The sequence below is a fragment of the Paenibacillus sp. J31P316 genome, assembly GCF_056269105.1.
In genome coordinates this window covers 757,607-778,089 of record NZ_JBWDNI010000002.1, presented here as the reverse complement: position 1 = coordinate 778,089, position 20,483 = coordinate 757,607, and the positions used below count along the sequence as shown (strand labels likewise).

Genomic DNA, 20,483 nt, shown 5'->3' with positions numbered 1-20,483 from the left:
GAGGATCGCCACAGGCGATAGCTAATGTTTTCTTGGTGTAGGTATGGTTTGCCGCAGGTGAACAAGCGACGGAGGAGCGATAGGGGTTTAAGGTCTCATCTTGGTCCCGGTCTAGGTCTGATCTAGGACTTGGTTTGGTCTTGGTCTCGGTCTAGGTTGGTTTGCCGCAGGCGAACAAGCGACACAGGAGCGAAGAAGCCCTTGGCGGTTCACGGGTTCCGCAGCGGTAGCCGGTGATCTCGGCAACCGCTGCCCTGTCTCTCAGCGCCGGTAAGCGAGGGGAAGGAGGAGCGGAGGGCGGGGGTGCAGCCGGAGAGTTTACGTGCCGCCTTTGAACGCGTGATGCAACCTTGCCGGTTCTGATCCGGCATCATGCGTTCAACAGCGGCCGCAGGCGCACTCCCGCACGGAGCGACCGACCGCCCCGAGCGCACCCTCCGGCGCCATCTTCTTGTCACCACTTCATGGTTATGGTATAATCTTTCTGGTAATGCTGATGATACGACTTTTTCGCAGAAGAGTGGGGAAACCCACTCTTTACGTTTTGTCTGCACCTTTTTACGTTTACGGATGGCGACGGATTTATCGTACAGAGTCGATTTCAGCTGAAAATTTACTGACAGCGCGCCTTCAAAGAACGCCTGCAGTGGGAGGTACATCGTTTTTGAGCAACCCTAAAATCAAAACCGCCGTAGAGGATATGGTCAAGCCGTTTCTCGACGAAAATGGATTTGAACTCGTGGACGTAGAGTATGTCAAAGAAGGAAGCAACTGGTTTCTTCGAGTATACGTCGACAAAGAAGGCAACATCGACATCGACGAATGCGGCCGGATCAGCGAATATTTGAGCGAGAAGCTCGACGAAAACGATCCGGTATCCGACGCATATTTCCTGGAAGTATCATCACCGGGGGCGGAACGTCCGCTGAAGAAGCCCGAGGATGTCACCAAAGCGGTGGGCAAGCACGTTTTCGTGACGACGTATGAGCCGATCGGCGGCTTGAAGGAATTCGAAGGCACGCTTCGGTCGTTCGAGGGTGAAGAGATCACCATCGAGATCGGCAAAAAGAAGCATGTTATTCCGTACGCCAAAGTAGCAAGCGCCCGTTTAGCCATTCTCTTCTAAAGAAACGCAGGAGAGCCGGCTTCATTATAACGTTAGGGAAACAGTCGAAAGGGGGAACTCATTTCCAATGAGCACGGAATTTATCGAAGCTTTAAATGAAATCGAGAAAGAGAAAGGGATCAGCAAAGACATTTTGCTGGAAGCGATTGAGGCTGCCCTGATTTCAAGCTATAAACGGAATTTTAATACGGCACAAAACGTTCGCGTGGATATCAATCGGTTCACGGGCGTGATCAAAGTTTATGCACGCAAAACCGTCGTTGAAGAAGTGCTGGACCCGCGCCTTGAAATTTCGGTGGAGGCATCTCGCGAAATCAATCCGCATTATCACTTGGAAGACATCGCGGAAATCGAAGTAACGCCTCGCGACTTCGGCCGAATTGCGGCGCAAACGGCGAAGCAGGTCGTGACGCAGCGTATTCGCGAAGCGGAGCGCGGTCTGATCTACAATGCGTTCATCGATAAGGAAGAGGATATCGTGAACGGCATCGTGCAGCGGCAGGATGTTCGCAACCTGTTCATCGACCTCGGCAAGGTGGAAGCGGTATTGCCGTTAACGGAGCTGATGCCGACAGATAAATTCAAGCATGGCGACCGTGTCAAATCGTTCATCACGAAAGTGGAGAACACGACGAAAGGTCCGCAAATTTTCTTGTCCCGTACGCATCCGGGCTTGCTGAAGCGGCTGTTCGAGCTCGAAGTGCCTGAGATCTACGACGGCGTCGTCGAGATTCGCTCGGTGGCGCGCGAAGCGGGCTTCCGTTCCAAAATCGCCGTTCACTCGCGTAATGCGGAAGTGGATCCGGTTGGATCTTGCGTAGGCCAGAAGGGCATGCGCGTCCAAACAATCGTGACCGAGCTGAAGGGCGAGAAGATCGATATCGTCCGTTGGTCAGAGAGCGTGGAAGAGTACGTGGCGAATGCGCTGAGTCCTTCCAAAGTTATCGAGGTCATCGTTTATGAGCAAGAGAAAATGGCACGTGTTATCGTGCCGGACTATCAACTCTCGCTCGCAATCGGCATTAAAGGACAGAACGCGCGTTTGGCTGCCAAGCTGACGGGCTGGAAAATCGATATTAAGAGCGAGACGCAGGCGGAGCAGGAGTACGGCCGACCGAAATCGCCAATGAGCACCATGCATCAGGATTCCGTCTCCATCGACTAAGAGCGGGGAAGCGTTCAGGGAGGGATGAATGGTGAGACCGAGAAAAATTCCGCTGCGCAAATGCGTGGCTTGTCAGGAAATGAAGCCCAAGAAGGAATTGATCCGTGTCGTCCGAACGCCGGACGAGGCCGTCCTTATCGACTTAACGGGCAAGAAAGCCGGCCGGGGCGCTTATCTTTGCGGCAAAGTAGAATGCTTCAGGCTGGCAAAGAAAAGCAGAGCGTTGGACCGGGCACTGAAACAAACAGTGGGCACGGAAATATACGATCAGCTCGCGCAGGACTTCATTGCAGTCGAGGACGAGTTCAACGCAGGCAAGGATGAGATGGATGACGATGAAGAAGCATAAAGCGCTCTCCATGCTCGGGATGTCCATGCGCGCGGGCAAACTGGTGACCGGGGACGAAACCGTGCTGAAGGCCGTCAGGCAAGGAAAGGCGAAACTCGTCATAGTTGCGGCGGATGCATCAGATAATACGAAGAAGAAGTTTCGTGACAAGTGCGCGACGTATAACGTGAATTGCTTGGAGGTATTTGACCGGATCGCGCTGGGAGAGGCGATCGGCAAATCGGAACGCGTCATCTTGGCTTTAACGGATGCGGGCTTCGCCAAGAGCATCGTTCATAGCTTAACTGAACCTTCGGAGGTGGAGTATATTGACTAAACAACAAGACAAGGACAACAAAGATAAATTGCGCGTCTACGAGTACGCGAAATCGCTCAGTATGAGCAGCAAAGAAATCATTACCATTCTCAAACGGCTCAATTTGCCTGTTAACAATCATATGAGCGTCATGGAGAATGAAATGGTTTCGAAAGTGGAAGGCTTCTTCCGAGATATTAAAGCGAATGCAGCAGCCAAACGCGCGCAGGAGAACGCGACAGTTTCGGCGGCACAATCGTCAGGCCGTCCTCAGCAGGGACAACAGGAGCGCAAGCCTCAGACTACGCTCAATGCTTCCGTGCAGCAAGGACAAGGAAACAAAAATCCGATAGAAAAACAGGGGAATACGACCATAACACATACAAACGCACCTACAAATACGTCTACAACGACCGCGGCTTCATCCGCGAATCCAACGACCAGTCAAGCGCCAGCTGCGAGCCCGGCTTCCAGCACGCCAGCATCAAGCACTTCTTCGCAAGGAACGGAAAACAGAACCAATCAGCCTTCGCAAGGTCAAGGCAGCGGCTACCAAGGTAACCGTCCGCAAGGTCAAGGCGGCGGCTACCAAGGCAACCGTCCGCAAGGTCAAGGCAGCGGCTACCAAGGCAACCGTCCGCAGGGCCAAGGCAGCGGCTACCAAGGCAACCGTCCGCAAGGTCAAGGCCAAGGCGGTCAAAGCAGCCGTCCGCAAGGTCAAGGCAGCGGTTACCAAGGCAGCCGTCCGCAGGGCCAAGGCACGGGTTATCAAGGTAACCGTCCGCAAGGTCAAAGTGGCACCGGTCAAGGCGGTTATCAAGGCAATCGTCCGGCAGGCGGCGGAACTGGCGGCGGTCAAGGCGGCCAAAGCAGCCGTCCGCAAGGCCAAGGCGGCGGTTATCAAGGCAATCGTCCAGCAGGCGGCGGTCAAGGCGGTTATCAAGGCAACCGTCCGGCAGGCGGCGGAACTGGCGGCGGCCAAGGCGGCTTCCGTTCGTCCGCACCGGCGCAGGGCAGCCCGTCGTCCAATCGTGGGGGAAGCAGCAGTCCTGCTCCGGCACGTACGTTCGATAACAATCGTCCGGCATCCGATGATCGGAGAAGAAACAATCCGAAAGCATCGAACAATGCGTACGGCGGCAACAAACGTTTCGAAGACAACAACCGTTCCGGCAACTTCAGGAACAACAACCGCGGAGGCAAAAACAACCGCAAAGGCGGCCAACAACAAGAGCGTCGCGAGAAAATCGACAATACGCCTAAGAAGATCATCGTCCGCGGCACAGTAACCGTCGGTGATTTGGCTAAGCTGCTGCATAAGGATGCTTCGGAAGTGATCAAGAAGCTCATCACGCTCGGCGTGATGGCAACGATCAACCAAGAGGTGGATTTGGATACGGTTCAACTGATCGCTTCCGAGTATGGAGTCGAGGTTGAAGTGAAGATTCCGGTCGAAGAGGATCAATTCGAGACCTTCGAAGAGAAGGACGAAGAGGAGCTTCTGGAAGCTCGTCCGCCGGTTGTCACGATCATGGGTCACGTCGATCACGGTAAAACGACGCTGCTTGATTCCATTCGCCAAACGAGCGTCACCAGCGGCGAAGCAGGCGGCATCACCCAGCATATCGGTGCTTATCAAGTCGAGATCAACCATAAGAAAATTACGTTCCTTGATACGCCAGGTCACGAAGCGTTTACGCTCATGCGTGCCCGCGGTGCACAAGTAACGGATATCACGATCATCGTCGTGGCTGCGGATGACGGCGTCATGCCGCAAACGGTTGAAGCCATCAACCATGCGAAAGCGGCAAATGTACCGATCATTGTAGCTGTCAATAAAATCGATAAACCAGGTTCCGATCCGGACAAAATCAAGCAAAGCTTGACGGAATACGGCCTTGTTCCGGAAGAGTGGGGCGGCGACACGATCTTCGTCAACGTTTCCGCCAAGCAACGCATCGGCTTGGAAGAGCTGCTCGAAATGATTCTGCTCGTAGCCGAAATGAACGACTACAAGGCGAACCCGAACAAACGGGCCCGCGGTACCGTCATTGAAGCTGAGCTTGATAAAGGTAAAGGGCCAGTTGCACGTATTCTCGTTCAACACGGCACGCTTAAGATTGGCGACGCCTTCGTTGCCGGCAATTGTTTCGGCCGCGTCCGCGCCATGGTAAATGACAAGGGCCGCCGTTTAAAAGAAGCGGGACCGAGCACGCCGATCGAAATTACCGGCTTAACGGAAGTGCCGCAAGCAGGCGATCCGTTCCTCGTGTTCGAAGACGAGCGCAAAGCCCGCGCAATTGCGGACCGTCGCGCGATCAAGCATCGTCAATCCGAGCTTGGCGCGAATTCGCGCGTAACGCTAGAGGATTTGTACAATCATATAAAAGACGGCGAGATCAAAGACCTGAACGTCATTATCAAAGCCGACGTTCAAGGCTCTTCCGAGGCGCTTAAAGGCTCCTTGGCGAAGATCGATATCGAAGGCGTTCGCGTCAAGATCATTCACAGCGGAGCAGGCGCGATCACGGAATCGGATATTAACTTGGCAGCGGCTTCCAGTGCGATCGTCATCGGCTTTAACGTTCGTCCCGAACCGCAGGCACTCGCAACGGCGGAGCAGGAGAAAGTCGATATCCGTCTCCACAGCATTATCTACAACGTCATCGATGAGATCGAACATGCGATGAAAGGGATGCTGGATCCGGTATTCAAGGAAGTGGTACTCGGCCAAGCCGAAGTCCGTAACCTGTTCAAAGTTACCAAAGTGGGCGTTATCGCCGGCTGTATGGTTACTTCCGGAAAAATCGCGCGCAACGCCAAAGCTCGCTTGATCCGCAGCGGCATCGTTGTGTTCGAAGGCGAGATCGAATCGCTCAAACGATTCAAGGACGATGCGAAAGAAGTCGCCCAAGGCTACGAATGCGGTATTACGCTCGATAAGTTCAACGACCTCAAAGAAGGCGACGTTATCGAAGCCTTCATCATGGAGTCCGTGGAGAGGTGATTGACCGATGGCCAAAGTCCGAGTAGGACGTGTAGGTGAACAAATCAAGAAAGAGCTCAGCACGATTATTCAAACGGAGCTGAAGGATCCGCGCATCGGTTTTATTACGGTGACAGGCGTTGAAATCACGAACGACCTGTCCCAGGCGCGAGTATATCTAAGCGTGCTCGGCAGCGATGAACAGAAGGAAGAAACGCTCAAAGCGCTGGGTCGCGGCACCGGTTTTATCCGTTCAGAGCTGGGCAAGCGCATTCGATTCCGCCATACGCCGGAACTGCTGTTTAAATTCGACAGCAGCATCGAGTACGGCAGCCGGATCGAATCGCTGCTGAACGATATTAATACGGGCAGCGGCAGAGGCGTCAAATGATCGCGGCAAACGAAGTCTCATCTGCCTCCTATCAGAAGCAGTTACAGGCAGCACTGGACTTCATGCGAGACGGCAGCAAGTTTCTAGTCGTCTCGCATGTCCAACCAGACGGAGATGCCATCAGTTCGACGCTTGTCGTTGGCTGGCTGCTTCGTAAGTTGGGCAAAGAGCCGGTAATGATCAACGAAGGTGCGGTTCCTGCCCGACTTCACTACTTGGAAGGCTCGGATCGCGTCATCCATTACGGCAAGCAGCCTCCTGAAGAGAAATATGATCGTATTATTGCAGTCGATTGCGCGGATTTTCGCCGGATCGGTCTTGTACAAAGCAGCTTCGCCGACCAAGCGCAGCTGCTTAATATTGACCATCATCCGACGAATGATGCCTTCGGGACTCATAACATTATCCGGCCAGATGCCGCGGCAACGGTCGAAATTTTATATGATTTGATTTCATTCGCAGGCATTCCGTTTGATTTCGAAGTGGCGACGGCGATATATACCGGCTTGCTGACGGACACAGGCGGATTCCGGTATTCCAATACCGGTCCTAATGTCATGCAAATTGCATCGCGCATGCTGGAAGAGAACGTGAACGGGCATTGGATTGCCAACCAACTGCTAGAGCGTATGACGAAACCGCAGCTGCTGCTATTGCAGCGGGCTTTAAGCCGGTTGACCTTCTCGGAAGATAATCAAATTGCCTGGTTGTTCGTGTCTTTTGCCGATATGGCAGAGACGGGAGCTGTCGGCGATGATTTGGAAGGGCTTGTCAACTATGCGCTTAACGTCGACGGCGTGGAAGTCGGGATTCTGTTCAAGGAAACCGAGAATGGCGATGTAAAGGTCAGCATGCGTTCCTCAGGCAAAGCAGACGTTTCGGCGATTGCGCAATCCTTTGGCGGTGGCGGGCATGTGCGTGCCGCAGGCTGCCGGCTGCAGCAAGGCATCCAAGAGTGCACCGTGTCCGTCATTCAAGCCGTAAGAGAGGCGCTGGACAAATGATGGATGGCATTTTGGCAGTTTGGAAGCCCGCTGGCTGGACCTCGCATGACGTGGTTGCAAAAGTCAGAGGCATCTTGAAGGTCAAACGAATTGGACATACCGGCACGCTTGATCCGCAAGTGACTGGCGTTCTCCCGCTCTGTATCGGAAGGGCGACGCGCGTTGTGGAATATGTGCAGGAGCGTCCCAAATCGTATGAAGCCGTTATGCAGTTCGGCCTTGCGACGGATACCGAGGATTTGACAGGCACGATTACGGACGAGCTTCCTTCGGTCACGCTTGACGAGTCGCAAATCCGCGAAGTGTTGGCGTCATTCATCGGTGAAATCGATCAGGTGCCCCCGATGTTCTCGGCGGTACGCGTCGACGGTAAACGGTTGTACGAGCTGGCGAGGGAAGGGCAAGTGATTGAACGGCAGGCTCGCAAAGTAACAATCTACGAGCTGGAACTGCTCGAGGTTCAATTGGATCAACCTCATCCCGTCATTCGTTTCTCTGTGATCTGTTCGAAGGGGACGTATATCCGCACGCTATGCGTCGATATCGGCCAAGCTCTCCACGTACCAGCTGTCATGGTGAAGTTGATTAGAACCATGTCGGGTGGATTCACGCAGGAGGATTGCTTGACGCTGGAGCAAATTGCGGAGTTGAAAGCATCCGGAGCGATTGCGGGCAAGTTGACGGCTGCAAGCGAAGCATTGGATCACTTTCCGAAGATTACGATCAGTGCGGCGGATGTACAGCGAGCGTTTCAAGGTAAACGGATTCCGCTTTCGGATATAGTGGCGCACGATCCGTTTGATAAACATTCCTTGCTTCGCGTATTCGGCGAAGACGGAATATTTGCAGGTGTGTTTCAGCCGGATGACGAATCCGGCACGCTTAAAGCCGTGAAGGTATTTACGCCGACGGCAGACTAGGCTGAACGTAGTTGGTGCGAGGGTTCCCTCGCATCTAGGCTACTATTCTCCCTAGCAACCTGGGCTGGTCGTACCCGAGAAGGTACTGCTCGCCTATGCATCCAAGCAAGATGACAAAGCAGGTGTGGCTGCGTGGAAATCATATCTTTACAGTACCCGATCATGGATTCAGAAGCTGTTCATCAGGCAAGGCCCAAGACGCTGGCTATTGGACATTTCGACGGCGTTCATCGCGGTCATCAAAATGTTATTTCGCAAGCGATTGCGACTGCCCGGGCATCCGGTCTCCAAGGGGCTGTGATGACGTTTCATCCCCATCCCAAAGAAGTGCTCGGACGAAGCGGACAATACCAGTCCAGTCTGACTCCGCTTTCCGACAAGGTGGAGTGCTTCCGCAAGCTGGGGGTTGAAGTCGTCTATATCGTTCAATTTGATTTGGACTTCGCCGGCGTAACGCCCGCCGAGTTTGTCGACCGCGTTCTGCGGCCGCTGCAGGTGAAATCGGCCATAGTCGGCTTTGATTTTACGTTCGGCGCCAGAGGGGCAGGCAAACCGGAGACGTTAGGGGCACTCGGCGAACCGGATATCGGGGTGGAAATTGTGGAACCATTCATGCAAGACGGCGATAAAGTGAGCAGCACGCGAATTCGCGAAGCGCTTCTCGGGGGACGTCCCGAAGAGGCAGCGGAGCTGCTTGGCGAACCCTATGAGGTTCGCGGCATTGTGGTACAAGGAGAAGGCAGGGGTCGGAAGCTAGGCTACCCGACGGCGAATATTCAACAAGAAGCGGGCTTCTTCATTCCGCGGCAAGGCGTTTATGCGATTATGGCAGAGGTTGACGGCCAACGCATTCCAGGCGTGTTGAATATCGGCGTGAAGCCGACGTTTCACGATCATTTGCCAGAGCCGGTCATGGAAGCGCATCTGTTTGATTTTAACGGCGATTTGTACGGCAAGACGGTCTCCATTCAATTTATTGCATTTTTACGGATGGAGAAGAAATTCGGTTCTATCGATGAGTTGGTCGCCCAGATTCATTCCGACGGGGATGAGGCACGCGCCTTGCTTACGACTTATAACAAGAAATAGGAACCGCATTTACTTCTTGCGTCCAGGTATGTTATACTCTTAGACGTTGCGTAGTCATCGTTTAGATCTAGCACGCGCAACTCGAACCTTAGCTTGGCCTGTCCGTCATTCACCGGGCGGTGGCGAGGCTAACGGCGATTAAGATACAAGGAGGTGAACACGGATGGCACTTACGCAAGAACGCAAACACCAATTGATCGATGAGCACAAAACCCACGCGAACGATACGGGATCCCCGGAAGTTCAAATCGCTATCCTGACGCAAAACATCGTCAATTTGACAGATCATCTTCGGACGCACAAGAAAGATCACCACTCGCGCCGCGGTCTGCTCAAAATGGTTGGTCAACGCCGTAAATTGTTGGCTTACCTGAAAAACAAAGACGTACGACGTTACAGCGCATTGATCGAAAAACTCGGCCTTCGCCGATAATAGATGCGGGGATAAAAGCAACCTGGTTGTTACGCCGCCCGGGAATCACGGGCTTGGCTGCGCTGGGTTGCTTTTTATAAATACGCATCGATTGCATACATAATTGCAGTAAAGGCTCCAGGAAACTAGGGGCTTTTCTGTCCAACATATGATAGTTAGAATGCTGACGATGGGGCTTTTTCATAAATCGCTGCCATTGCAATGAGGAGGAATTATATGCTGCAACGCGTAGAAACAACATTGGGCGGCCGCCCGTTTGTTATGGAAATAGGGCGTTTGGCGAAACAAGCCAACGCGGCGGTAACGGTCAAATACGGCGAAACAGTCGTGCTCTGTACCGTCGTTTCGTCCACGGAACCGAAAAATCTCGATTTCTTCCCGCTTACGGTCAATTACGAAGAACGCTTGTATGCCGTAGGTAAAATTCCAGGCGGTTTCATCAAACGCGAAGGACGTCCTAGCGAGAAGGCCATTCTGGCCAGCCGTCTGACTGACCGTCCGATTCGTCCGCTTTTCCCTGAAGGATTCCGCAACGAAGTGCAAATCGCCAATATCGTCATGAGCGTAGATCAGGATTGTTCGCCTGAAATCGCGGCTATGATCGGTACGTCGGCTGCGCTGACGCTTTCGGACATTCCGTTTAACGGACCGATTGGCGGTGTTATTGTCGGTCGCATCGACGGTCAATTCATCATCAACCCGACTGTTGAGCAGGAAACGAAGAGTGATGTCCATCTCGTCGTCGCGGGCACGAAAGAAGCCATCATGATGGTGGAAGCGGAAGCGGACGAAGTATCGGAAGAAGTGATCTTGGAAGCGATCATGTTCGGTCATGACGAGATCCGCCGGATCGTTGCTTCGATTGAAGAGCTTCAAGGGCTTGCAGGCAAAGCGAAAATCGAAGTCAAATTGCATGCCGTTAACGATGCCGTTAATGCAGCGGTTCGCGCCTTTGCGCAGCCTCGGTTGGTTGAAGCGGTTCGCGTGATGGAGAAGCACGCACGCCAAGAAGCAATCGACGCTGTCAACAGCGACGCCGTCGCTCACTTCGAGATTGAATATGCAGAGAATCCAGAATTGCTTGGCGATGTCAAAGAAGTACTTTATGATATTGTCAAAGAAGAAGTTCGCCGCCTGATTACGCATGACAAAGTTCGTCCTGATGGACGGGCACTCGGCGAAATTCGTCCGATCGAATGCGATGTCGCGCTTCTGCCGCGCACGCACGGCTCCGGCTTGTTCACGCGCGGCCAGACGCAAGCGCTCAGCATCTGTACGCTTGGTGCGCTTGGCGACGTGCAAATCCTTGACGGTATCGACTTGACGGAAACGAAACGTTTCATGCACCATTATAACTTCCCGCCGTTCAGCGTCGGCGAAGCGAGACCGCTGCGTCCTCCGGGCCGCCGCGAAATCGGCCATGGCGCACTTGGCGAGCGGGCGCTTTCGAAAGTCATTCCGAGCGAAGCGGAATTCCCGTATACGATCCGTTTGGTATCCGAGGTGTTGGAATCCAACGGCTCTACGAGCCAAGCAAGTATCTGCGCGAGCACGCTTGCGATGATGGATGCAGGCGTACCGATCAAAGCGCCGGTTGCGGGGATCGCAATGGGCTTGATCAAAGACGGCGATCATTTCTCCATCCTTTCGGACATTCAAGGTATGGAAGATCACCTCGGCGACATGGACTTTAAAGTAGCGGGTACGGCTGCAGGTGTAACGGCGATCCAAATGGACATTAAGATCGACGGTATCGACCGCGCGATTCTGTCGCAATCGCTGGAGCAGGCGCGCGAAGGCCGTTTGCATATCCTTGGCAAAATGAACGAAGTCATGCAAACGCCTCGTACAAGCTTGTCGAAGTACGCGCCGAAAATCGTCATCATGAAAATCAACCCTGATAAAATCCGCGACGTTATCGGCTCCGGCGGTAAAATCATCAACAAAATCATTGATGAGACCGGCGTGAAAATCGATATCGAGCAGGATGGTACGGTCTTCATCGCTTCCTCGAACGCGGAAGCGAACGAACGTGCGAAACAAATCATCGAAGGCATCGTCCGCGAAGTCGTTGTCGGCGAAGTGTACCTGGGCACCGTGAAGCGCATCGAGAAATTCGGCTGCTTCGTTGAGATTCTGCCAAACAAAGACGGACTCGTGCACATTTCGCAAGTCTCCACGGAGCGTGTTGCGAAGGTTGAAGACGTGCTCAAGATCGGCGATCAAATTACGGTTAAGGTTACGGAAATCGATGGGCAAGGCCGGATTAACTTGTCTCGCAAAGCGGTACTGGCTCCAGAAGTGCCTGCGCAGCAATCTTAATCGCATACGGTCAAACAAGGAGGCAGGGAATCCTGTCTCTTTTTTTATTGGGCGTATTCTTTCTTCTTCTCATATTGTGGGCCGAGCCATAATAAGATGAAGGAGAAGGAGGGGTCTTGCCATGAAGCTGAAGAAAGGAATCATCATGCTGCTCGTCATGAGCGCGCTGCTGATCGCGGTCAGGCTTAACGGTCCGCTGTCGGCTTATGTGTTCGCGATGAAGCAGGGGGATGCGGCCGTTCTGGCTTTATCGAGGCTGGAGCCCTCCGCACAAGGGAAAGCGTCGCTGCTTGAGATGATTCAAGCCGAGGCGGCGAAGAAACGCATTGCCCCCGTAGATGCGCGCGTCGACAGGGTGTGGAAGGCCATCCCAGGCTATAACGGACTAGAAGTCGATGTCGATCGTACTTACCGGCTCATGCTCCATGCTCCGGTGAACGAACCGATCCGCTGGATGTACCGGGAAGTGGCGCCAAGGGTCAGTTTGGACGATCTCGGCCGTGTACCCATTTACAAGGGGAACCCGAACAAGCCGATGGTGGCGTTGATGATCAATGTCGCATGGGGGAATGAGTATATTCCGTCCATGCTGCAAACGCTGAAGAAGGAAAACGTGAAGGCGACTTTTTTCTTTGACGGTTCCTGGCTGAAGAAAAACACGACGCTCGCCAAAGAGATTCAAGCCGAAGGCCACGAAATATCGAATCATGCTTACACGCATCCGAATATGAGTCAGCTTGACCGCAATGCGGCATTCAACCAAATTGCCAAGACGGAGGCCTTGCTGAAGTCCACGCTGCATGTCACGAATCATTGGTTCGCGCCCCCTTCGGGCGACTTTAATCAGATGACCGTTGACGTCGCGGCCGAGCAGGGGCTGAAGACCGTCCTGTGGACGCTCGATACGGTCGATTGGAAACATCCGCCCGCGTATGCCATCATTCAGAAGGTGCGCACGCGCGTGGAGCCGGGCTCGCTGATTCTCATGCATCCAACGGATTCATCCAGTTCGGCGCTTAAGGGAATGATCTCGGCAATTAAAGGAAAAGGACTCTTGCTCGGCACCGTAAGCGAGACGCTTTCGTCCGGCAGAGCCTCCTTAGTTGAGGCGCAACCATAATTTTGTTATAGTGAAGTCATTAATTTCATGCTGTTGCTGTAGGAGGAGTCAGGATTGAATAACTATACGCTAAGTAACGGCCTGAGGGTAGTTGTGGAATACATTCCGACCTGCCGTTCCGTGTCTTTCGGTATTTGGGTAAAGACCGGCTCGCGCAACGAAACGCCCGAGAATAACGGCATCTCGCATTTCATCGAGCATATGCTGTTCAAAGGCACAGAGCGCCACAGCGCGAAGGATATCGCCGATTTGTTCGACGGCATCGGCGGCAATGTGAATGCTTTTACGGCGAAAGAGTATACGTGCTATTTTGCCAAGGTACTGGATCAGCATCTGCCGATCGCGGTGGATGCGCTCGCGGACATGTTTTTCAATTCGAAGATGGATCCGACGGAGCTGGGAAAAGAAAAGAACGTGATTTTGGAAGAAATCTCGATGTATGAAGACACGCCGGACGATAAAGTGCATGACGAGGCATCTCGAGCAGCCTATGGCGATCATCCGCTGGCGTACTCCATCCTCGGCTTGGAAGAGCGCCTCAACGCTATGGATGGCGATACGCTCCGCGGATATATGAACGGCCATTACCGGATCGACAATACGGTTATCGCAGTTGCGGGTAATGTGGAGGAAGCGCCGCTGCTCGAGCTGTTGGAGAAGCATTTCGGCGTCTTCAAGACGACGGGTTCCGAACCGGCGCTTGCGTCCCCTGCCTTCAATGGAAATTATTTGTTTCATAAGAAGAAAACCGAGCAGAATCATATCTGCATTTCCTTCCCGGGCTGCTCTATAGCAGATCCCCTGCAGTATGCGATGATTCTACTGAACAATGCGATCGGCGGCGGCATGAGCTCACGGCTATTTCAAGAGATTCGGGAGAAGCGGGGACTTGCCTATTCCGTCTATTCGTATCATACCTCGTACGCGGACAGCGGCTTGTTCACGGTCTATGCAGGAACAGCGCCGAAGCAAACGAAAGAGGTATTGGACCTTACGCTCGAGCAATTGCATGATCTTGCCGTGCAGGGCTTGACGGATGTCGAGCTGAGCCGCGGAAAAGAGCAGCTGAAGGGCAGCCTGATTCTGAGCTTGGAGAGCACGAGCAGCCGAATGAACCGCTTGGGCAAGAACGAGCTGATGCTGGGCCGTCACTATACGCTGGATCAAATGCTGGAGCGGATCGATGCCGTTCAAATGGCCGACATTCGGGAAGTGACCAAACGCATGCTTGCCGTTCCTTTCGCGGTTGCGATGGTTGGCACGAACGATAAAGCGGCAGCGGCCATCGGGAGGGACTCGCTTGTTTCAAGTATTGTTTAAGCGCATGCCCGGCAACGAGGACATTCAGCTTCCGCGCAAAATGTCGGAGCTGGCAGCCGGATTCGATCTTCATGCGGCCGTGACCGAACCCGAGACGCTTCAACCCGGCGAACGCAAGCTGATCCCGACGGGCTTCGCGATGGCCATGCCCCCTTCGCTCGAGGCGCAGATTCGTCCGCGAAGCGGTTTGGCTTTCAAGCATGGCGTCACTTGCTTGAACTCGCCGGGCACGATCGATGCCGATTATCGCGGCGAGGTCAAAGTACTTCTGATCAATCTCGGCCAGCAGCCGTTCGTTATTGAACGCGGAGAGCGCATCGCGCAAATGCTCTTCCAAATCGTGCCCGACATCGCGATTTCGGAGACGGAGGAATTGCCTGAGACGGTGCGCGGAGCCGGCGGCTTCGGGCATACAGGCGTATAGCTTCCGCTTCAACAGAAATCGGAAGCATACCGACAACCCATAAGTAACAAGCATACGTATCAAGCAGCACCGGAGCTCATGCTCCGGTGCTTTTTCATTTTCCCTAAAAGGGCCATTTCATTTTCACCACGGCCTAGGCGGATGCATAAGATGGTCTATAACCAAGAGCGCACACTGTTCAATCGGGCGGCCCTTCGCAGGCTGACGGTTTCAGTTTGTACTGCCGACCGAACCGCCGGAATGCACCGGCGTGAATCGGTCTGCTGTTGAAAAGGAGTGATACCCTTATGCTGACAGGAGTTCAGGTCGTGCTGCTCGGCGGCGACGCTCGGGGACTGGAAGTCATCCGGAAGCTGACCGAGCTCGATGCAACAGTCACGGTAGCGGGATTCGACCAGCTGCATTCGTCCTTGGACGGCGCGGTCAGAGCCGAAATGAGCGATGAACTGTTCGCCAGTGCCGATGCGCTTATATTGCCGGCAGTCGGAACGGACGACGAAGGTCGAATCGTTGCCGTTTTCAGCGACCGCGAGCTGGTGTTAACCGACGAATACGTCTCCAAACTGCCGAAGCATTGCAAGGTTTACGCCGGCATGGCCAAACCGTACCTCCGCGATCTTTGCCAGAAGCACGCCATTGGATTGGTAGAGCTGTTCGACCGCGATGACGTAGCGATTTATAACTCGATACCGACCGCGGAAGGCGCCGTCATGATGGCGATTCAGAACACGGATATTACGATACACGGATCTTCCTGCATGGTGCTCGGAATCGGTCGGACCGGCCTTACTTTAGCTCGGACGCTGCAGGGTCTAGGGGCAAAAGTGAAGGTAGGCGTGCGTCGCGAAGAGCATTTTGCGAGGTCCTTCGAGATGGGCTTCGAGCCCTTCTACATCAAGCAATTGCTGCAGTATGTGGGCAATATTGACTTGCTTTTTAATACAATTCCGACTATGATAGTCACAGCGCAAATTATAGCAAATTTGCCCTCGCGAGCGGTCATTATCGACCTAGCTTCCAAGCCCGGCGGAACGGATTTTCGCTTTGCCGAGAAGCGCGGAATCAAGGCTCTGCTCGCCCCCGGCCTCCCAGGAATCGTCGCACCCAAAACAGCTGGACGCATCATAGCGGATTGCTTAAGTCGATTGATTATGGAAGATACCAGGTTACGGGGGAATGAGCAATGAAATGGCAAGGCAAAACGGTGGGCTATGCGCTCTCCGGTTCTCACTGTACGTTTGCAGAGGTTATGCCGGTCATCCAGCGGTTTGTGGACGAGGGAGCGAATGTGGTTCCGATCGTGACTCAGACGCTCATTACAACGGATACCCGGTTTGGAACGGCAGAAGAATGGCAGCGTCAGTTAAAATCCATTACGGGAAACAACATCATTTCGACAATTGTCGACGCAGAGCCCCTGGGGCCTTCGAAACTGCTCGACGTGCTGGTCATCGCCCCTTGCACGGGCAATACGACCAGCAAGCTAGCGAATGCCATGACGGACAGTCCTGTGCTAATGGCAGCTAAATCGCAAATGCGCAATCAACGTCCGCTAGTTCTGGCTATCTCGACGAATGACGGGCTCGGCTTGAATGCGGCGAATATCGCGAAGCTTCTAGTGTGCAAAAACGTATATTTTGTTCCGTTCGGCCAGGATAATCCGATTCAAAAGCCGAATTCGCTTGTCGCCAGAATGGATCTCATCCCTGAGGCTTGCGAGGCTGCGTTAAGCGGCAAACAGCTTCAACCGCTGCTTGTCGAACGCGCTTAATCACTTCCAATCCTTCCGCGTATGCAAATGGAGCTATCCTTGACATAAGCTTTTGAGGGGAGTCGACAACCAATGTCACAGCAGAAGAAGTTTAACGTCGCCGTTGTCGGTGCGACAGGCGCAGTAGGGGAACAGATTATCGGGTTGCTCGAGAAGCGCGATTTTCCGATCGCAGAGCTTACATTACTTTCCTCGGCACGTTCGGCAGGCAAGAAGATCACGTTTAAAGGCAAGGAATATACAGTCGAAGAAGCAACACCGGAAAGCTTCAAAGGCGTTGAGATCGCTTTGTTCAGTGCGGGCGGCGATGTGACTCGAGCACTTGCCCCCCATGCTGTGGAGCATGGCGCGGTTTGTATCGATAATACGAACGCCTACCGCATGGATCCGGACACGCCGCTTGTCGTTCCGGAAGTGAACATCGACAAGGTCAATGAACATAAAGGCATTATTGCGAATCCGAACTGCTCCACGATCCAATTGGTTGCAGCACTGAAGCCGATCAAGGACCGATATGGCATTTCCCGGATCATCGTTTCTACGTATCAAGCCGTATCGGGTGCAGGCAGCCGCGCAATTGACGAGCTGCTTCGCCAAACGCGCGCAGCGCTTGACGGAAAAGACGTAAATCCTGAACTTCTGCCGGTCGGATCCCTGCCGGTCAAGCACCAAATCGCGTTTAATGCCATTCCACAAATCGATAAATTCCAAGAGAACGGTTATACGCTGGAAGAGATGAAAATGGTTCGCGAAACGAAGAAAATTTTGGACGACGAGTCCATTGACGTGACTGCGACCTGTGTTCGTATTCCTGTCGTATACGGTCACTCGGAATCGGTATATGTAGAACTTCAAAACGATTACGAACTGGAAGACGTCAAGAAACTGGTTGCTGACGCTCCAGGTGTCGTGCTGGTCGACGACCCTGCAGGACAATTGTACCCGCTCGCTACAGAAGCGGCTGGCAAACCTGAAGTTTTCGTTGGTCGACTGCGACGTGACCTGGGTCATGCACGCGGCCTCAACTTATGGATCGTATCGGATAATCTGCTCAAAGGCGCAGCATGGAATGCTGTCCAAATCGCAGAATATATCGCAATCGAAAAACACTAAACATCACAGCATGAGCAGGTTGTCAAGCGTGACGATTCGGCGGGCTTCACAGTCGGATACGGAGGTTTGACAATGCGCATCCTCGTACAAAAGTTCGGCGGCACCTCGTTGTCATCGGATGAAGGCAGGCAACTGGTCATCAAGCATATACAACGGGAACGGCAACGACAATATGGACTAGTCGTTGTCGTCTCTGCAATGGGGCGGAAGGGCGACCCGTACGCAACGGACACGCTGCTGGCGCTCATCGCGCAGCACGGCGATTCTTTGCCCGCCAAGGAGAAGGATATGCTCCAAGGCTGCGGCGAAATCATATCCGCATCGGTTCTTTGCAGCCTGCTGCGTGCTGGCGATATACCGGCCATTGCCCTTACGGGCGGCGGAGCGGGAATCATAACGGACCATCAGTTCGGCAAAGCGCGGATATTGGAAATCCGCACGGAGCGCATGCATCAGGCGCTTCGGGAAGGTCATGTCGTTATCGTGACCGGCTTTCAAGGCGTTACGGAATCGGGAGATTTCACAACTCTCGGCAGAGGCGGAAGCGACACGTCGGCGACGGCGCTTGGCGCGGCGCTGCATGCGGAGCGAGTTGATATCTATACAGATGTGGACGGGATTCTTACCGCGGATCCCCGGATTGTCAAGGATGCGCGGGCATTATCCGTCATCAGTTATTCGGAAGTTGGTAATATGGCAAGGCAAGGCGCGAAAGTCATTCATCCGAGGGCTGTTGAAATCGCGCAGCAGGCGCGTATTCCGATACGTGTTCGTTCTACCTTCTCCGAGGATGAAGGTACGCTCGTCACGGATATGGTGGACGCGTTGAACTCGTCATCGGTGCGAGACAGGCATGTGACAGGCGTCGCGCATGTCAGCGGCGTGACTCAAATTACCGTTCAAGCGCAAGAAGGACCGTCTGATGTGCAGCTGCAAGTATTTCAAGCCATGGCCAAACATCATATCAGCGTTGACTTTATTAATGTCAATCCGGGCGGAGCCGTGTATACCGTATTCGACCATGATGCGGACAAAGCAGTTTCGGTTTTGCAGGAAATCGGCTATATGCCGAAAGCAGTGAACGGATGCGCCAAAATATCCGTGATCGGCGGAGGCATGAACGGCGTTCCCGGTATCATGGCACGAATCGTTGAAGCGCTGACAGAACAAGGAATACCGATTCTGCAGTCCGCGGATTCGAATACGACCATTTGGGTCTTGGTGCAGGAATGCTATATGGCTAATGCGCTTCAGGCGCTGCATGCCAAGTTTTCGCTGCATGAATAATGCCAGGCATTATTTTTATTATTAATGCATACGAGAGAATTTTGCTTCGCAAAATGGAGCTTATGCTTACGATGCTGAATTTTGCTTCGCAAAATGGAGCTAATGCTTACGATGCTGAATTTTGCTTCGCAAAATTCTAAGGAGGAATCGTTTTGGATTTCGGACGTTTAGTGACTGCAATGGTTACCCCGTTCTCTGCGGACGGTTCAATCGACTGGGACACGACAGGGCGGTTAGTGGATTATTTGATCGAGGATCAACAAAGTGATAGCATCGTGGTTTGCGGTACGACAGGCGAATCTCCGACTTTGAATGACGAGGAGAAGCAAGCCATGTTCTCCTTCGTGGTCAAGCAAGCCGGTGGCCGTTGCAAGGTCATTGCGGGAACGGGCAGCAACGATACGGCGCATTCCGTCCATTTGACGAAACTCGCCGAACAATGCGGGGTAGATGCGATTCTGCTCGTTGCGCCGTACTATAACAAACCGACGCAAGAAGGACTTTATCAGCATTTCAAAGCGATCGCGGAAGCAACCGCTTTGCCTGTCATGCTTTATAATGTGCCGGGCCGGACGATCGTCAGCCTGTCGGCGGCGACTACGCTTCGTTTGGCGCAGCTGCCCAACATCATTGCAACCAAAGAATGTGCCTCGTTGGACCAAGTGACGGAAATCGTGGCAGGCGCACCTGATGGTTTCCGCGTTTATAGCGGCGATGACAGTGCAGCACTGCCGGCTCTGGCCGTCGGAGCTTACGGCATTGTGAGCGTTGCCAGCCATGTCGTCGGCAAACCGATGAAAGCGATGATTCACGCTTATTTGGAAGGTCATGTTGCCCAAGCAGCCAAGCTGCACGGCGAGAATCTTCCGATTTTTAAAGGTCTGTTTGACCTGCCGAATCCCGTTCTCGTAAAAGCGGCACTAGCGCTCAGAGGATTGCCCGTCGGGGGCGTACGTCTTCCATTGGTAGCCGCAGATGAGAGCGAAATCGCAATTCTTCGTCAATTATTGAACTCATAATTATCACTGCGTCAGGGATATAGCAGCTGCGTTTACCACAAACCGGTGCGCTTGCATCGGTTTTTTGTTTGGGTTTTTCCATATTCGTGTAACCTCTTATTTAAGTGTATATGGACAAGCCTTACTCGAAGCCCGAGAGGAAAGCGTTCACAGGGCGCATGTCCACTCAAGGTGTGGATCATAACCGTTACTTGTGTTTCTTAATTTCAATCATGTATAATGGATGCAAGTGACGGTGTGCGGCAAATTTTTGAAAAAGTGTAACGCCTAGGATTGGCGTTCGACATGCACTAGTTATGAATTACATGCAGCGGCGTTCCCGAGGGTGGAAACAGCTGCCATGTAATTT

The 20,483-nt window shown here is 53.3% G+C and carries 19 protein-coding genes; all 19 read left to right on the top strand.

Going from position 1 to position 20,483, the window contains the following annotated elements:
• Window positions 1-664: 664 nt before the first annotated feature.
• The 19 genes from rimP (at window position 665) to dapA (ending at window position 20,134) form a co-directional block, all read left to right on the top strand.
• Window positions 665-1,126: a ribosome maturation factor RimP gene (gene rimP / locus AC0YNU_RS08860; protein WP_475755355.1), complete on the top strand. Its 462-nt coding sequence runs from the start codon at window positions 665-667 to the stop codon at window positions 1,124-1,126.
• A 67-nt stretch (window positions 1,127-1,193) separates the two neighbouring features.
• Complete coding sequence (gene nusA, locus AC0YNU_RS08855) at window positions 1,194-2,291, top strand: transcription termination factor NusA (protein WP_475755353.1); 1,098 nt, start codon at window positions 1,194-1,196, stop codon at window positions 2,289-2,291.
• Between the two features lie 31 nt (window positions 2,292-2,322).
• Complete coding sequence (gene rnpM / locus AC0YNU_RS08850) at window positions 2,323-2,640, top strand: RNase P modulator RnpM (protein WP_475756231.1); 318 nt, start codon at window positions 2,323-2,325, stop codon at window positions 2,638-2,640.
• On the top strand, window positions 2,627-2,956 hold the full coding sequence (locus tag AC0YNU_RS08845) for a L7Ae/L30e/S12e/Gadd45 family ribosomal protein (protein ID WP_161696824.1): 330 nt from the start codon (window positions 2,627-2,629) through the stop codon (window positions 2,954-2,956). Before rnpM ends, AC0YNU_RS08845 begins: the two co-directional genes overlap by 14 nt.
• On the top strand, window positions 2,949-5,942 hold the full coding sequence (infB, locus tag AC0YNU_RS08840) for a translation initiation factor IF-2 (RefSeq protein ID WP_475755350.1): 2,994 nt from the start codon (window positions 2,949-2,951) through the stop codon (window positions 5,940-5,942). The genes AC0YNU_RS08845 and infB overlap by 8 nt, the downstream gene beginning before the upstream one ends.
• A gap of 7 nt (window positions 5,943-5,949) precedes the next feature.
• Complete coding sequence (gene rbfA / locus AC0YNU_RS08835; RefSeq protein ID WP_475755348.1) at window positions 5,950-6,312, top strand: 30S ribosome-binding factor RbfA; 363 nt, start codon at window positions 5,950-5,952, stop codon at window positions 6,310-6,312.
• A complete protein-coding gene (locus tag AC0YNU_RS08830; RefSeq protein WP_475755346.1) occupies window positions 6,309-7,316 on the top strand; it encodes a DHH family phosphoesterase in 1,008 nt (335 codons plus the stop codon). The genes rbfA and AC0YNU_RS08830 overlap by 4 nt, the downstream gene beginning before the upstream one ends.
• Complete coding sequence (gene truB, locus AC0YNU_RS08825; protein WP_475755344.1) at window positions 7,313-8,236, top strand: tRNA pseudouridine(55) synthase TruB; 924 nt, start codon at window positions 7,313-7,315, stop codon at window positions 8,234-8,236. The genes AC0YNU_RS08830 and truB overlap by 4 nt, the downstream gene beginning before the upstream one ends.
• Window positions 8,237-8,368: 132 nt before the next feature.
• On the top strand, window positions 8,369-9,325 hold the full coding sequence (locus tag AC0YNU_RS08820) for a bifunctional riboflavin kinase/FAD synthetase (RefSeq protein ID WP_475755342.1): 957 nt from the start codon (window positions 8,369-8,371) through the stop codon (window positions 9,323-9,325).
• Window positions 9,326-9,488: 163 nt separating this feature from the next.
• A complete protein-coding gene (rpsO, locus tag AC0YNU_RS08815; protein WP_161696834.1) occupies window positions 9,489-9,758 on the top strand; it encodes a 30S ribosomal protein S15 in 270 nt (89 codons plus the stop codon).
• Between the two features lie 216 nt (window positions 9,759-9,974).
• Window positions 9,975-12,080, top strand: a complete 2,106-nt coding sequence (gene pnp / locus AC0YNU_RS08810; RefSeq protein WP_475755339.1) for a polyribonucleotide nucleotidyltransferase — start codon at window positions 9,975-9,977, stop codon at window positions 12,078-12,080.
• 121 nt (window positions 12,081-12,201) lie between these two features.
• The gene (locus AC0YNU_RS08805; RefSeq protein ID WP_475755337.1) at window positions 12,202-13,200 is read left to right on the top strand and encodes a polysaccharide deacetylase family protein; all 999 of its coding nucleotides are present in this window, start codon (window positions 12,202-12,204) and stop codon (window positions 13,198-13,200) included.
• A 54-nt stretch (window positions 13,201-13,254) separates the two neighbouring features.
• Entirely contained in the window at window positions 13,255-14,520 is a 1,266-nt protein-coding gene (locus tag AC0YNU_RS08800; RefSeq protein ID WP_475755335.1) for a M16 family metallopeptidase, read from the top strand.
• Window positions 14,521-14,524: 4 nt separating this feature from the next.
• A complete protein-coding gene (dut, locus tag AC0YNU_RS08795) occupies window positions 14,525-14,944 on the top strand; it encodes a dUTP diphosphatase (protein ID WP_475756230.1) in 420 nt (139 codons plus the stop codon).
• Between the two features lie 287 nt (window positions 14,945-15,231).
• The gene (gene dpsA / locus AC0YNU_RS08790) at window positions 15,232-16,131 is read left to right on the top strand and encodes a dipicolinate synthase subunit DpsA (RefSeq protein ID WP_475755333.1); all 900 of its coding nucleotides are present in this window, start codon (window positions 15,232-15,234) and stop codon (window positions 16,129-16,131) included.
• The gene (locus AC0YNU_RS08785; protein WP_475755331.1) at window positions 16,128-16,715 is read left to right on the top strand and encodes a dipicolinate synthase subunit B; all 588 of its coding nucleotides are present in this window, start codon (window positions 16,128-16,130) and stop codon (window positions 16,713-16,715) included. Before dpsA ends, AC0YNU_RS08785 begins: the two co-directional genes overlap by 4 nt.
• A gap of 72 nt (window positions 16,716-16,787) precedes the next feature.
• On the top strand, window positions 16,788-17,828 hold the full coding sequence (locus AC0YNU_RS08780) for an aspartate-semialdehyde dehydrogenase (RefSeq protein ID WP_475755329.1): 1,041 nt from the start codon (window positions 16,788-16,790) through the stop codon (window positions 17,826-17,828).
• Between the two features lie 72 nt (window positions 17,829-17,900).
• A complete protein-coding gene (gene dapG, locus AC0YNU_RS08775; protein WP_475755327.1) occupies window positions 17,901-19,115 on the top strand; it encodes an aspartate kinase in 1,215 nt (404 codons plus the stop codon).
• 152 nt (window positions 19,116-19,267) lie between these two features.
• Entirely contained in the window at window positions 19,268-20,134 is an 867-nt protein-coding gene (gene dapA, locus AC0YNU_RS08770) for a 4-hydroxy-tetrahydrodipicolinate synthase (protein ID WP_475755325.1), read from the top strand.
• Window positions 20,135-20,483: the final 349 nt, after the last annotated feature.

What these genes read in the sequence shown, in the direction of transcription:
- nusA (WP_475755353.1), top strand. Translation starts at nt 1,194, where the DNA reads ATGAGCACGGAATTTATCGAAGCTTTAAATGAAATCGAGAAAGAGAAA.
- AC0YNU_RS08845 (WP_161696824.1), top strand. Translation starts at nt 2,627, where the DNA reads ATGAAGAAGCATAAAGCGCTCTCCATGCTCGGGATGTCCATGCGCGCG.
- rbfA (WP_475755348.1), top strand. Translation starts at nt 5,950, where the DNA reads ATGGCCAAAGTCCGAGTAGGACGTGTAGGTGAACAAATCAAGAAAGAG.
- AC0YNU_RS08830 (WP_475755346.1), top strand. Translation starts at nt 6,309, where the DNA reads ATGATCGCGGCAAACGAAGTCTCATCTGCCTCCTATCAGAAGCAGTTA.
- truB (WP_475755344.1), top strand. Translation starts at nt 7,313, where the DNA reads ATGATGGATGGCATTTTGGCAGTTTGGAAGCCCGCTGGCTGGACCTCG.
- rpsO (WP_161696834.1), top strand. Translation starts at nt 9,489, where the DNA reads ATGGCACTTACGCAAGAACGCAAACACCAATTGATCGATGAGCACAAA.
- pnp (WP_475755339.1), top strand. Translation starts at nt 9,975, where the DNA reads ATGCTGCAACGCGTAGAAACAACATTGGGCGGCCGCCCGTTTGTTATG.
- AC0YNU_RS08805 (WP_475755337.1), top strand. Translation starts at nt 12,202, where the DNA reads ATGAAGCTGAAGAAAGGAATCATCATGCTGCTCGTCATGAGCGCGCTG.
- dut (WP_475756230.1), top strand. Translation starts at nt 14,525, where the DNA reads ATGCCCGGCAACGAGGACATTCAGCTTCCGCGCAAAATGTCGGAGCTG.
- dpsA (WP_475755333.1), top strand. Translation starts at nt 15,232, where the DNA reads ATGCTGACAGGAGTTCAGGTCGTGCTGCTCGGCGGCGACGCTCGGGGA.
- AC0YNU_RS08785 (WP_475755331.1), top strand. Translation starts at nt 16,128, where the DNA reads ATGAAATGGCAAGGCAAAACGGTGGGCTATGCGCTCTCCGGTTCTCAC.
- AC0YNU_RS08780 (WP_475755329.1), top strand. Translation starts at nt 16,788, where the DNA reads ATGTCACAGCAGAAGAAGTTTAACGTCGCCGTTGTCGGTGCGACAGGC.
- dapG (WP_475755327.1), top strand. Translation starts at nt 17,901, where the DNA reads ATGCGCATCCTCGTACAAAAGTTCGGCGGCACCTCGTTGTCATCGGAT.